The organism is Paenibacillus sp. RC84 (assembly GCF_041260495.1).
Classification (GTDB): domain Bacteria; phylum Bacillota; class Bacilli; order Paenibacillales; family NBRC-103111; genus Paenibacillus_F.
In genome coordinates, this window is record NZ_JBGBYL010000003.1 from 279,318 (window position 1) to 292,636 (window position 13,319).

Annotated in this window: 11 protein-coding genes; 8 read left to right on the top strand and 3 right to left on the bottom strand. The window is 52.2% G+C overall.

The features are described 5' to 3' along the window. Positions 1 to 36: 36 nt before the first annotated feature. Complete coding sequence (locus ABH899_RS08595; RefSeq protein WP_369995566.1) at positions 37 to 1,320, bottom strand: glycosyl hydrolase family 28-related protein; 1,284 nt, start codon at positions 1,318 to 1,320, stop codon at positions 37 to 39. Between the two features lie 212 nt (positions 1,321 to 1,532). Here ABH899_RS08595 and ABH899_RS08600 point away from each other — a divergent pair, with 212 nt between their 5' ends. Beyond that, positions 1,533 to 2,348 (top strand): carbon-nitrogen family hydrolase, encoded by an 816-nt coding sequence (locus ABH899_RS08600; protein WP_369995570.1) that lies wholly within the window; start codon positions 1,533 to 1,535, stop codon positions 2,346 to 2,348. Between the two features lie 100 nt (positions 2,349 to 2,448). Here the strand turns inward: ABH899_RS08600 and ABH899_RS08605 are convergent, their stop codons facing one another. Further along, complete coding sequence (locus ABH899_RS08605) at positions 2,449 to 2,613, bottom strand: DUF1328 domain-containing protein (protein ID WP_042228371.1); 165 nt, start codon at positions 2,611 to 2,613, stop codon at positions 2,449 to 2,451. 103 nt (positions 2,614 to 2,716) lie between these two features. Continuing rightward, positions 2,717 to 3,154, bottom strand: a complete 438-nt coding sequence (locus tag ABH899_RS08610; RefSeq protein WP_369995573.1) for a YflT domain-containing protein — start codon at positions 3,152 to 3,154, stop codon at positions 2,717 to 2,719. Positions 3,155 to 3,571: 417 nt separating this feature from the next. Here ABH899_RS08610 and ABH899_RS08615 point away from each other — a divergent pair, with 417 nt between their 5' ends. The 7 genes from ABH899_RS08615 to ABH899_RS08645 all read left to right on the top strand — a co-directional run bounded on the left by ABH899_RS08615 (position 3,572) and on the right by ABH899_RS08645 (position 13,239). After that, positions 3,572 to 4,711 (top strand): SpoIIE family protein phosphatase, encoded by a 1,140-nt coding sequence (locus ABH899_RS08615; protein WP_369995575.1) that lies wholly within the window; start codon positions 3,572 to 3,574, stop codon positions 4,709 to 4,711. A 50-nt stretch (positions 4,712 to 4,761) separates the two neighbouring features. Next, a complete protein-coding gene (locus tag ABH899_RS08620) occupies positions 4,762 to 8,439 on the top strand; it encodes a response regulator (RefSeq protein WP_369995578.1) in 3,678 nt (1,225 codons plus the stop codon). An 84-nt stretch (positions 8,440 to 8,523) separates the two neighbouring features. Next, positions 8,524 to 9,393 (top strand): CheR family methyltransferase, encoded by an 870-nt coding sequence (locus ABH899_RS08625; protein ID WP_009675636.1) that lies wholly within the window; start codon positions 8,524 to 8,526, stop codon positions 9,391 to 9,393. 46 nt (positions 9,394 to 9,439) lie between these two features. Next, complete coding sequence (locus ABH899_RS08630) at positions 9,440 to 10,624, top strand: ATP-binding protein (protein WP_369995581.1); 1,185 nt, start codon at positions 9,440 to 9,442, stop codon at positions 10,622 to 10,624. Between the two features lie 334 nt (positions 10,625 to 10,958). After that, positions 10,959 to 12,140: a glucose-1-phosphate adenylyltransferase gene (locus tag ABH899_RS08635; protein ID WP_369995584.1), complete on the top strand. Its 1,182-nt coding sequence runs from the start codon at positions 10,959 to 10,961 to the stop codon at positions 12,138 to 12,140. 13 nt (positions 12,141 to 12,153) lie between these two features. Further along, entirely contained in the window at positions 12,154 to 12,546 is a 393-nt protein-coding gene (locus ABH899_RS08640) for a general stress protein (RefSeq protein WP_326053208.1), read from the top strand. A gap of 57 nt (positions 12,547 to 12,603) precedes the next feature. Continuing rightward, positions 12,604 to 13,239 (top strand): hypothetical protein, encoded by a 636-nt coding sequence (locus ABH899_RS08645; RefSeq protein WP_369995588.1) that lies wholly within the window; start codon positions 12,604 to 12,606, stop codon positions 13,237 to 13,239. The last annotated feature ends 80 nt before the right edge of the window (positions 13,240 to 13,319 follow it).

Sequence of the window (13,319 nt, forward strand, 5' to 3'; positions counted from 1 at the left end):
ATTTCAAAAGGATGTATACCACTCGGAATTGTCCGTTTAAAAGCTGTCTTTAACGGTTCCCGTTCCTTCGTCGAGAACGTTCTGCCCGTTGCCGGTTCCTCCGTTGCCGAAGAGCAGGCTGCCCGTGCTTTTCTTGCCGGAAATCCGGATGCCGGCTGTTTTGCAGCCGCTGAACAGATTGCCGCCGGCCGCGGTTTCGCGAGAACCGGTTTCTCCCCTCGATTCGATGTGGATGCCGCTTGCGCCCAGATTGCGGAACGTTCCGCCGTGAACCGATGTACGGACCGCGTTGCTGATCACGACTCCGTTTCCTTTGATTCCTTTCAGCACATTGCCCTGGAGGGTATGGTCCGCGGGCTGGAGCTTGCCGGACTCCTGATCGCCTTCTAACCTGATGCCGTCCCCGTCGAGACCGGTGATCTCATTGTGGGAAACGGCACAGCCGGAGACATTGCGTTTCAGCAGAATGGCGGTTATCCCCGATTTGGCGGCATCCAGATTGGTGATCCGGTTGTATATAATATCATTCCGGGCGGCAGGTTCGGCTGCCTGATCGGATTGGACGAGGAAGGCGTACTGATCGATGTAGGTGACGTCATTGGACTGGATCACCGACCGGGAACAACCTCCGTCCAGATACACGGCTGTGTTCGTTACGCTCTTGAAGGTGTTGCGGAAAAAGGTGTGGCCTTCGCCTCCGCTGCAGTAAATGCCGGTGCCGTAATGCGGTTTACCCGGTATATTGCCCAGAATAAGCTCGAAGTCGCAGTGATCGACCCGGCACGCGTGGCAGTTTCGGAGCAAGATCGGACTGGACAAGGTGAAAAAGCGGCAGTCCGTGATGTTGACATGGCTCGCTTGCAGCAGAGAAATGATGCTGTCTTCGACAGGTGAAGCGACAGCTCCGGGCGCACTGCCGCCGTGGAAGGAGAGGCTGGCGATTTCAATATCCGATGCGGGCGGCAGGGAGGTGAAGGCGCAGCCGGCGGCAGCTGTCAGAGTCGTCTGACTGATCCCCGCGCCCATAATCCGGATGCCGCTTTTCAGCTGAACCGGCTTGGTGAGGATATACCGGCCTGCGGGTATGTAGACGATGCCGCCGGTCTGGGCGGCCGCGTGAACGGCATTCTGAATCCCGGCCGAGTCCGTGTCCCCGTAGGAGCCCTGCCCCAGGGCGCCGTATTCTTTTACGTTATGTATGAGGGTTTCCGCTCCACGCGCTTTGACCGCGGAAGGAAGCGAACCGGCAGCCATAACGGCTCCAGCCGCGCCGAGTGCGGCAAGCAGCTTTCTTCTGCTGAGAGGTCGGGACGAATTCATAGGTATCTCTCCTTATCGCTAACTTAATTGGATGGTTGAACATGAATTTCGCCGCGGGTCCAGTATTTTCCTTCCGATGGTTTGACGAAAGAGAGTGCGGTTCCCTTTTTGCCCTAGGCAGGAAAGGAAGAAAAGAATTGATCTATGGGGGGCGATCCTCTATCATAAAAGCAGACTGACGTACCCGGCAGACTAAACTAGGAGGTGCCCGAATGGATAACCAGCAATCGTTTCCGAACAAAGTCCGTCTTGCGCTTATTCAGATGAATATTACTATCGGGGAGCCGGAAGTAAACCGGCGAAAAGTAGAGAAGCTTCTCCTGGAAGCGGTCGGCGGAGCGCAAAAACCGGACATTATTGTGCTTCCCGAAATGTGGAACACGGGTTACGCCCTGGACCAAATTCATGAACTTGCCGATCCGGAGGGCCGTATAACCCGGGAGATGCTCGGCTCTTTTGCCAAAGAGCATGGAGTACATATTATCGGAGGCTCCGTAGCGGAGAAGAAGGGCGAGGAAGTTAAAAACACCGTCTACGGTTTTAACCGGAACGGGGAGGAAGTCCTCGAATATTCCAAGATTCATCTGTTCCAGCTGATGGACGAGCATTTGAGCCTTGCCGCCGGCAGTCAAAGGGGCAGTTTCGATCTGGATGGGATTCCGGCCGCAGCCGTTATCTGTTACGACATCCGGTTCCCCGAACTTACCCGCAAGCTTGCTCTGGACGGGGCGCAGATGCTTTTCGTGCCCGCCGAGTGGCCGCATCCGCGGCTTCATCACTGGCGTACGCTGCTGATGGCGCGCGCCATCGAGAATCAGATGATCGTCGTTTCCTGCAACCGGGTAGGAGAAAGCAAGGGAACCTCATTCTTCGGTCATTCCATGGTGATTGATCCTTGGGGGCAGGTGCTGGCCGAAGGCGGGGAAGAAGAAGAAATCATTTTCGCCGAAGTCGATTTGGCCGAAGTGGCCTCCGTACGCGGTAAAATTCCCGTATTCGCCGACCGCCGTCCTGCCGTATACGAATAAACCGAACGCCAAAAAACGCAGCCCTTCAAGATGAAGGACTGCGTTTTTATCGTTCCCTTTTAAAGGGAGACGGTTGTTGGATAAAAGCTGGAATCCGGTGTCAGACGGAAGATCTTCGGCCTGTTATCAGCGTGATGACGAACAGGATGAGGAACAGGAAGAAAAGGACTTTGGCGATACCGGCAGCGGCGCTGACGATTCCGAAGAATCCGAAAATACCCGCTACGATTGCGATGATCAGAAAAATCATAGCCCATTTTAACATGAGAAACCCTCCTTTAAGCGATTGTCTTTTTTATTGGTACGGTCGTGTGCAAATCGTTAATGGCTGTACGGTGTGGCTTGCGGCCGTATTCCGCATGCCTTGATTAGAACAGATTGCTGTTATGGTTATCGCGGCCGCTCATGTAAATGCCCGTAGGCGGGAGCGTCGTTTCATCTTCGCGAAGACGTCCGTCGTGAGGATAGCCGTCACCGTCGCGGTCCGCATAAGCGATCACAAGGATTTTTCCGCGGTCAAGCTCTTTCTCATAGGTATCCGCTTCGGAAGAGCTCAGGCCGAGCGATTCCATTTTGGCGCGGAGTTTATCGCCTTTCGAACGGAACAAGTTGGCGGCGGCCGTCATCAAGCCTTCTTCCGCTACACCGACTTCATTCGTGTTCGTCATTTCCGCCACGCCTTCGGTACGGTCGTTATCGTGCGTCATTACGTAAATTTCATCGAGATTAAAGCCTTCCGCCTGCAAATTTTTTACCTCGCGCAGGGCTTGTTCTTCGTTAGCTGCAAGTCTCACTTTGGTTTCCATGTTTATTCTCCTCCTTATCGTTTAAGCCGCAGCTTTCTTGTCTTCTGGCTTTTGCCGCGGTTACTTCGTTGTTCAGGTTGTTTGCCTGTCGTTCATGACTCTTATTAACCGCCCCCCTTTTCGTTGAAACAAAGCTATTGACAAATTCGCCTGTATATGAACTATCAAATCTTTCCTGATTCAAGAGTCGTTTTCGGGGTTACTTTTAAATAGGATATTTTATATAATAGGATAGATGTGCAGCTACCTTTGTTTTCAGGCGCACGGCAAATCTCCGGCGATACCGACGGGAAACAAAGTGTGCGGAAGTAGATCTATTCCCCCAGACCGACGCGTTTCGGCTTTGGTTACAAAATACTCCCAAGTAGATCAAGGAATCACAGACAGAAGAATTCCACTATTAAAGGAGAACATGGAATGAGCATCATGATTGTAGACGATAATCCGGTCAATCTTATTGTGATCGAAAAAATATTGAAAAGCGCGGGCTACTCCAATATGCACCGCGCTTCTTCTGCTATGGAACTGTTTGAAATGCTGAAGATCGACAATCCGAGTTCCTCGGATTTACAAATCGATTTAATTTTGATGGACCTGATGATGCCGGAAATCGACGGGATCGAAGCCTGCAAAAAATTGCAGCAGATCGAGGAACTGAAAGACATTCCGATTATTATCATCACGGCCATGGGAGATTCCATTAAACTGGCGGAGGCCTTGGAAGCGGGAGCGATCGATTACGTAACCAAGCCTATCAACAAAATCGAGCTGGTAGCCCGGATTAAATCCGCCCTGCGGCTCAAATACGAGAAAGACTGGCACAAAGAGAACGACAACCGGATCCGTTCCGAGCTGCAATTGGCCAAAAACGTTCAAAGCAGCGTACTCAGCCTGCCGATCGAAACCGAGAAAATCCGGATCGAAGCTTACTATAACCCTTCTTATGAGCTCGCGGGGGATTTGTACAACTGGTATCCCATCGATGAAGACCGTTACGGGGTTATGCTGCTCGACATTATGGGACACGGCATTTCTTCGTCGCTTGTCTGCATGTTTATCTCCTCGGTCCTCCGGGATACGATTACTAAATTTGTGACGCCGGAGCTTGTAATTGCCGAACTGAACCGGTATATGAACCGGCTGCATAACGACCAGAATCATTTGAACTATTATTTCACGGCGATTTATATGCTGATAGATACGAAGAATAAAACCATCGACTACGTAAATGCCGGTCACCCGCCGGGCTTTCTTATGAACGATAGCGGTGAGGCGGTCCCCCTTACGAACGGAACCTGTGCGGTCGGATTTTTCGAGGAAATGGATATTAAGCCCGGTCGGATCACTTACACGGGAAAATCGCGGATTCTGCTTTATACCGACGGACTTCTCGAGGAAATAGAAGAGGGCGACACGGAGCTGCCGACGCGGCTTATCACGGCTGTTCAGCAAAAAGGGGATATGGGGCTTCACGCGGTAGTGGATGAACTGCTGGACGAAGAAGTTCAAAACAATCATATGGATGATATTTGTCTGATCTGGATCGATATTCCCTGAGAAAGGGCCGGTTGCTAGAGACAGTTATAAAGGGGAGAGGGAAGTCATTTATGAAAATATCGACAAAGCTCATGGCGGGTTTCGGGCTTTTGTTTATCTTGATGTTCGTGCTGGCGGGAATCGGGACGACTCGGATAAGCAGTATCGACGAGAGCCTCGACAGCGCGTTTGTCAACCGCTATAACAAGACACGGATGGCCTACACGGCCCGTTCGGACGTCAATACGATCGCCAAATATATGGCGAATCTGCTGCTTAATTCAGAGCCTAATCAACTGGGCGCCAAAGAAAATCTGGCTAAAGCGAACACTTACAAAGAGAAGCTGAAAAAAGGGGTGGCTGCGCTTCAGAAATCCGCCGATTCGGACGTGGAGAAGCAGCTAACCTATGAGACGGTCAAAAGTACCGAGAATTTTATGACTTACCTGAATCAGGCGATCGAGCTTTACGAAAACGGCAAGGTAGTGGAAGCGAATAAACTGAGAACCGATATCGGCGTGAGTTATCAGGATCAGGTAACGGAAAGCGTGGATCATTTAACGCAGTATCTGGACGATAACGTACAAAAAGGGATTAACGATTTTAAAGCTTCCAACAGTAAAACGCTGCTCATGACGATTTTGCTGACAGTGGCCGCTCTCGTGATCGGTCTTGGGATCATGTACTGGATCATGCGCAGCTTGTCCCGCGGGCTCGCCCTGCTGACCGGCATGATCAAAGGGTTCGGCAACGGCCGGTTTGACCCGGGCTATCGCGTTGAGGTGACGACGACCGACGAGTTCGGCAAAGTTGCCGATGTCTTCAATACGATGGCCGACGACCTGGAAGAACTGATGCACAACGAACGGACCTTCAATAAGCTGAACGAAGACCAGGCATGGCTGAAATCGAATGTAGCGAACATGAGCATGCTGCTGCAGGATCAGACGAACATGCACGACCTGACGAACAGCTTTATCTCGGAAGCGTCCCGTATGATCGGCGCCACGTTCGGAGCGGTGTATCTGTTGGAGCGGGAGGGCATGAGAACGAGGCTCGTCCTGTCCTCGGCTTACGCGTTCGATAAAGACCCCGAGGGCAATCTTCTTCCCGAATTCGCGCTCGGTCAGGGTCTTGTCGGCCAGGCGGCCGCCGACGGCCGGCGGATTATGGTCCAAGACGATGTGGATAAGTATTTGACCATCCATTCCTCCTTCGGGCAGCTGGACGCGAAATATCTCGTTGTCGAGCCGGTCGTATCCGAGGAAGAAATCGGAGCCGTCGTTGAATTCGCCGGCCTGAAAATGCTCGGCGAGAAAGAACTGGATCTGCTGGAGCAGTTGACGGAGAATCTCGCGGTTTCCATTGGACGGATCCGTTCTCGCGAACGGGTCGAGGAGCTCCTCCGCATGTCGCAGGCATTGACGGAGGAACTGCAAAGCCAGTCCGAAGAGCTCATTTCCCAGCAGGAAGAGCTGCGCACCTCCAATGAGAAGCTGGAGGAGCAGACGAAGGCGCTGAAAGCGTCCGAAGAGTTGCTGCAGTCCCAGCAGGAAGAGCTGGAGCAGAATAACGAAGAGCTGCTCCGCAAAACGAAGCAGCTCCAGATCCAGGTTCAAGAGACGGAGCTGGCTAACCGCCAGATCGAGGAAGCCAAGGAAGCACTGGAAAAACAGGCGTTCGAGCTGGCGATGGCTTCGAAATACAAATCCGAATTTTTGGCCAATATGTCGCATGAACTGCGTACACCTCTTAACAGTATGCTTATTCTTTCGCAGATGCTTGCGGAGAATAAAGACAGCAACCTGTACGACAAGCAGGTGGAATATGCGGAAACGATTCACTCTTCCGGCTCCGATCTGCTCAAATTGATCAATGATGTCCTCGACCTCTCGAAGGTAGAAGCCGGGAAAGTGGAGGTTCAGGCCGAGTATGTTCTCGTGCCGGATATTATGGAAACGATCCAGCGTTCGTTCGAACAAGTCGCGCGCAAGAAGGCGCTGGGCTTTGAAATTACGATCGACAACGGCGTTCCGCGCATGCTCTATACGGACAGCATGCGACTGGAGCAGATTCTGCGCAACCTGCTGTCCAACGCCTTTAAATTCACGTCCCAGGGCTCCGTACATTTGCATGTCTATCCCGTCAAGGAGGGAGAGCCGCAAATTGCTTTCTCCGTCAAGGATACGGGAATCGGGATTGCCGAAGAAAAGCAGCAGATTATCTTCGAAGCGTTCCAGCAGGCCGACGGGACGACGAGCCGGCAATTCGGCGGAACGGGACTCGGGCTGTCCATTTCCAAGCAGCTCGCGAGCCTCCTCGGCGGTACGATCGAAATCTGCAGCCGGGAAGGGGAAGGCAGCACGTTCACGCTGTTCATCCCGCACCGGCAGTATTCCGAGCGCGTAGGAGGATCGGCCGAGGCGGCTGCCGCGGGACAGGAGCAGCAGGCCCTGCCGCTTCCGGGCGCATCCGCAGTACCGCAGCTTCCCGCACCTGCGCCCATACCGGTTAAACCGGCTCAGAAGTCCGTCCAGCGCGAGGTGGAAGACGACCGGGGCAGCATCACCGAGAACGATAAAGTGCTGCTGATCGTGGAAGACGATGTGCACTTTATGAACGTGCTCGTCGACATGGCCCGCAGCCGCGGATTTAAGGCTCTGGTCGCGATGCAGGGGGATATCGGGCTGCAGATGGCGAAAGAGTATAAACCGGACGGCATCATCCTGGATATCCAGCTGCCGATCGTCGACGGCTGGTCGATTCTCGTCCAGCTCAAGAACAATGCCGAGACCCGGCATATCCCGGTACACGTGATGTCGGTCGTCGACGAAGTGCACCAGGGGCTCTCTATGGGCGCGATAGCCTATATGCGTAAGCCTTCCAGCAAGGATGTGCTGGAGCAAGCCTTTATCGAGCTGGAAGGGTTCATCGATCAAAATCTGCGGAAGCTCCTGCTTGTAGAGGATGATCCCATCCAGATGAACAATCTGATCGAGCTTATCCGCCACGACGATGTTCTTATCGAAGTGGCGACAACGGCGGATGAAGCGATCGTGAAGCTCAGAGAGCGGCATTTCGACTGCATGGTTCTCGATATCGGCTTGGCGGATCAGTCCGCATTCGATCTGCTGGAGCGGATCAAAGCCGAGGAAGAGCTTCGCCGTCTGCCGATTGTCATTTACACCGAAAAAGAATACGATAAGAAAGACGAGATGAGACTTAAGAAATACGCGGAGTCCATCATCATCAAGAACGTGAAATCGCCGGAACGGCTGCTTGACGAAACGGCGCTGTTCCTGCACCGGGTGGAAGAAACCCTGCCGGAGGAGAAGAAGCGGATTCTACAGCGTCTTCACAGCAGCGAAGCGGTGTTTGCAGGCAAGAAGGTACTTCTTGTCGATGACGATATCCGCAACGTGTTTGCGCTATCCAACCTGCTGGAAGGGTACAATATGAAGGTGCTGTTTGCGGAGACTGGACGCCAAGCTTTGTCCATTCTTGAAAAGGAACCGGATCTTGATCTCGTTCTGATGGATATCATGATGCCGGAAATGGACGGTTATCAAGCCATGAAAGAGATCCGCAGCATGCCGCAATTCGATAATCTGCCGATTATCGCCCTGACCGCGAAGGCCATGCGGGATGACCGGGAGAAGTGTATACAGGCCGGCGCGTCGGATTATATAACAAAACCGATAAATAATGATCAGTTAATGTCTCTAATTCGCGTTTGGTTGTTTAAGTAAGAGAAGGAGCAAATGCGAACCCTCTGATGAGAAACATCTATGACGTGCCACAGGATCGACTCGGAGGAGAAGGAGAGAGACAATTTGGATTCGAATTTTCACCCTATAGATCAACTGCCGACTTTTTCCGGCCTGCAGGCCGAGCATGAACGCATCGAGATCAGTCTGCTGCTCGAGGGCATTTACCGCATTTACGGATATGACTTCCGCAATTATTCGTACCCGTCTATCCGGCGCAGGATCTGGCACCGTATTCTGGCGGAGAAGCTGACGACCGTCTCCGGTCTGCAGGAGAGAGTTCTGCACGACCGGGAGTGCCTGGAGCGCCTGCTGTCGGACCTGGTGATTCACGTCACCGAGATGTTCCGCGATCCCGAGGTGTTCCTCACCTTCCGCCAGAAGGTGGTCCCCCTGCTCCGCCAGTATCCGGCGATCCGCATCTGGCATGCGGGCTGCGCCACCGGAGAGGAAGTTTACTCGATGGCGATCCTGCTGCACGAAGAGGGGCTCTACGACCGCACCCGGATTTATGCGACGGATATAAACGAGGATGTGCTTAAAAAGGCGGAGAAAGGAATCTATCCGCTGCGCAACATGAAAGACTATACGAGAAACTACCTGCAGTCCGGAGGCAAGGAAGCTTTCTCGAAGTACTATACGGCTTCGAAGGATTCCGTTACGCTTCATTCCTTTTTGCGTGACAATATTGTTTTTGCCCAGCATAACCTGGTTACGGATCGTTCGTTTAACGAGTTCCATGTGATTTTGTGCCGGAATGTATTGATTTATTTCAATACGCAGCTCCAGAACCAGGTGCATACACTCATATACGAAAGCCTGGGACCGTCCGGTTTTCTGATTTTGGGCGATAAAGAAACGATCACTTTCACCAAGCACGCGTCCGCTTACGAAGCCGTCAGTACAGCCGACAAAATTTACCGCAAGGTGCAGTGACGCTGCATAAGATGAGGAGACGAGTTGGAGGAAGGGGTTTCTCGAAGTGAACTTGGATGAACCGATTAAAATACTGATGGTAGACGATCAGCCCGAGAATTTGCTGGCGCTTGAAGCCGTTCTTGCGGAAGAGAACTACCATCTGGTAAAAGCGGGCTCGGGTGAAGAGGCCCTTCGATGTTTATTGCACGACGATTTCGCCGTGATTGTTCTGGACGTTCAGATGCCGGGCATGGACGGTTTCGAGACGGCCCGTTGGATCAAATCACGGGAGAAATCGAAGGATATCCCGATTATTTTCATTACAGCGGCTTCCCATGAGAAGGAGCATGTTTTCGCGGCTTATTCCGTCGGTGCCATTGATTATATCGTTAAACCGTTCGTGCCTCACACGCTGAAAGCCAAGATCGAAGGCTTCGTGAACTTGTATCTCGTTCAAAAAAAGCTCCAGCACCAGTCGGAGCTGCTGAATATGCGGACACAGGAACTGCTGACGGCCAAAGAAGCGGCGGAATCGGCCAACCGGGCTAAATCCGAGTTTCTTGCGCTGATGAGCCATGAAATCCGCACGCCCATGAACGGGGTCATGGCGATGACCGATCTGCTCCTGGAAACGGAGCTTTCGGATGAACAGCGGGAATACGCCGACACCATTTCAAGAAGCGGTGCCGCGCTGCTGCATATTATCAATCAGATTCTCGATTTCACCAAACTCGAATCTTCCAAAATGGAGATGAACACCGAGCCGTTCGATCTGGACGTCTGTATGGAAGAAACGATGGATCTGTTCTACGGCGAATGCCGCAAGAAGGACCTCAAACTGGAACGGGAACTTGCTGAGAATGTTCCGACCCATCTCATCGGGGATGAGCTGAAGCTCCGTCAGGTGCTCATTAATCTGATCGGCAACGCGGTTAAATTCACGGAAACGGGCGGCATTAAGGTTAAAGTGACGAATCTGGGAAAAACCGGGAACGGCAGCCGGATGATTCTTCAATTCCGGGTCCGCGATACGGGGATCGGAATTCCGGTCGAGAAAAGAAACCGCCTGTTCCAGCCTTTTACGCAGGTGGACTCCTCCATGACGCGGAAATACGGAGGAACCGGTTTAGGGCTTGTCATTTGCCAAAATCTTGTGGAGCTCATGTCGGGCAAAATGGAAGTCTATTCACAAGAGGGCCAAGGCACCGAATTTGTTTTTACCATACAGGCGGAAGAACTCCGATCTTGATAAAAGCTTCGTAAACACGCGCAGAATGCGGTTTGCGGGGCTTTTTTTGTTGTCTTTTTTATAGTTTCAAAGGGATGGGGGCGGTGTAAGAACTGGTATTACCGAGATATAGAGGCGGGTGGGAGATAAGAGAGAAGCGTCCTAAAACGGGCTGACCCCCATGACAGCAATAGTTTTACAGATTGTGCAAATAAAAGCGAACAAATCAAATTAAGTTGATTATGAATTGTCCGCACGGGGTATTTAAAGATAGACAAGTTTTACTTGGACGATATAAACAAGAACTCTTTCTTATAGAGAAAATAGACAACTACGAAAGGATCAGGTGACAGAGATGAGAAAACAGAGTGTAGCTATATTACTAGCAGGAGGTGAAGGTCGCCGACTGGGCGCCTTGACCCAAAATACGGCGAAACCGGCGGTTCATTTCGCGGGCCGCTATCGTATGATCGATTACGCGCTCAGCAACTGCCGCAATTCCGGCGTTGACACGATCGGTGTAGTCACCCAATACAAACCGGAATCTCTTCATCAGCACATCGGAACAGGCGAAGCTTGGCTGAGCGAAACGGACAAAGGATGCGTCGAAGTGCTTTGCTCAAACCAGGAGCATGTAATCGGCAACGAATTTACGGGAACGGCTAACGCGGTTTATCAGAACCGCCATTTTATCGAAAAGCACGATCCGGAATATGTACTGGTGCTTTCGGGCGACCACATTTACCAAATGGATTACAGCAAAATGATCGAACAGCATCAAAAGCTCGGTTCGGTCGCGACAATCGCGGTTAAGCCGGTAGGCTGGGACGAAGCGAGCCGCTTCGGAATTATGAACACGGACGAGGAGGGCCGCATTGTCGAGTTTGAAGAGAAGCCGGCACAGCCGAAGAGCAATCTGGCTTCGATGGGAATTTATGTATTCAACTGGGATTTCCTGAAGAAAGTGCTGGAGCGCGACGAGATGTCTGCGGATTCTTCCCACGATTTCGGTAAGGATGTCATCCCGATGATGGTCGAGGAAGGTGTTCGCGTTCATTCCTTCTCCTATGAGGGGTATTGGAAAGATGTCGGCACCATCGACAGCCTGTGGCAGGCACAGATGGACCTGCTGAACGGTTCTCCGCTGATGAGCGAGCTGGAATGGCCGATGTATACGGCCCAGATTGCCAACGTAAAGCCGCACGTCGACCGTGCGGCCAAAGTGGACCGTTCCCTGATCAGCGAGAACTGCGCCGTGTACGGTCAAGTTCAGAACTCGGTAATCTCTCATGGAGTTTACATAGGAAAAGGCAGCGTTCTGACGGACTGCGTGATCATGCCGAATGTCCGGATAGGGAACAACGTAAAGCTCCATAAAGCCATTATCGGCGAGGGAAGCGTATTGTGCGACGGTGTAACGGTAGGCAAGACGGATGCCCAAACGATTAGTGTGGTCGGAGATCATGAGGTGCTTTACAAGATCAACGACAAAGCTCCGAAAATTTACCTGCCTCGTCTCGAGCAGAGAATCGGTTAAGGGGGATATTCAGGTGAATCATTCCATTATTGTCGTCGACAGCGAGAAGGAAATCCGCGATGTCATTCGTCAGCTTCAAACCGCCGGATGCGAACCGCACTGCATTCACGTGCTGTCCGATGAGGCGGTAGACACGGAGGAAATGCTGAGACCGCGTTATACAAGCCGTATCGGCTTCTCCGCAGAGCAAATGGCCTATACGATGGCGACTATTTTCCGCGGCAGCGGCAGGGCAATGCGTTCCAAACTCATCTCGCTGGGGCTGGCGGGAAGTGCGATTCCTTATTACGAAGAAGAAATTTCACGGGGGCGCATTGTGGTCGTGGCGGTTCCCAGCCAGTTTGTTTATGCCTATGATGCCAGTTATGCGGATCAAGCGATTGAAGCTTCTGCTGCGGGCCAATAACTCTGTAATCATCCCTTAGCCGCTCATGACCCCAATACGTCTTAGGAGGGACTCCAGATGAACAAGAAATCACTGACGATGGCGCTGCTTGGCGGTGCGCTGCTTTTCAGCGGCGCTCATGGACTTGAGGTGCCTGCGTCCGCAGGTGCGGATGACGGACTCATTTCTAAGGCAGCACCTCCTTTGGTTCTTGGCGCTGGAGGCGCCATTACGGAGACAGCGGGATATAAGACGGCTAACGCTAACGGTACGGTGACGGCAAAGCCGGCAGTGGTTCCGGCCGAAAAAACGCCTGCAGAGGCGTCCGGCTCCATCAAACTGGAACGCGTAAACGGCATCTCTTTATCCGACGATGTGAATACGATTGTGAAGCGGAAGGGAGAGCCGAAATCCATCCGGAAGGATGAATTTTTCGGTGAAACGAAAATTCTTGAGTATCCGGATTGCAGCGTTGCCATAGGTGAATATGGAGTTGAATATGTAGAAGTTACTCCGGATCACAAACAGATTAATATCGACGGCAAGCCGGTGGCGAATAATTTGCAAGCGCTCGAAAAGACGCTTGGGGAGCCCTACTGGGTGGCCGAGGACGGCCTGGTCTATACGCAGGATAGTCAAGCGCTGAAATTGTTTGTAGACCCTGACAACGGTCAGTTAAAATCGGTTCATTTCTTCTCGAGCGTTACGGAATAAGGGTTCATCTAATCTAAATCCAAGTAGTAGAAACAGGCCCGCGCCAAGCGGGTTTTTTTGTTGTTTCCATTTGGAGCCGA

Coding starts and splice junctions, on each gene's coding strand:
- ABH899_RS08610 (WP_369995573.1), bottom strand. CDS start 3,154: ATGGAAACCAAAGTGAGACTTGCAGCTAACGAAGAACAAGCCCTGCGC.
- ABH899_RS08615 (WP_369995575.1), top strand. CDS start 3,572: ATGAGCATCATGATTGTAGACGATAATCCGGTCAATCTTATTGTGATC.
- ABH899_RS08620 (WP_369995578.1), top strand. CDS start 4,762: ATGAAAATATCGACAAAGCTCATGGCGGGTTTCGGGCTTTTGTTTATC.
- ABH899_RS08595 (WP_369995566.1), bottom strand. CDS start 1,320: ATGAATTCGTCCCGACCTCTCAGCAGAAGAAAGCTGCTTGCCGCACTC.
- ABH899_RS08605 (WP_042228371.1), bottom strand. CDS start 2,613: ATGTTAAAATGGGCTATGATTTTTCTGATCATCGCAATCGTAGCGGGT.
- ABH899_RS08645 (WP_369995588.1), top strand. CDS start 12,604: ATGAACAAGAAATCACTGACGATGGCGCTGCTTGGCGGTGCGCTGCTT.
- ABH899_RS08600 (WP_369995570.1), top strand. CDS start 1,533: ATGGATAACCAGCAATCGTTTCCGAACAAAGTCCGTCTTGCGCTTATT.
- ABH899_RS08635 (WP_369995584.1), top strand. CDS start 10,959: ATGAGAAAACAGAGTGTAGCTATATTACTAGCAGGAGGTGAAGGTCGC.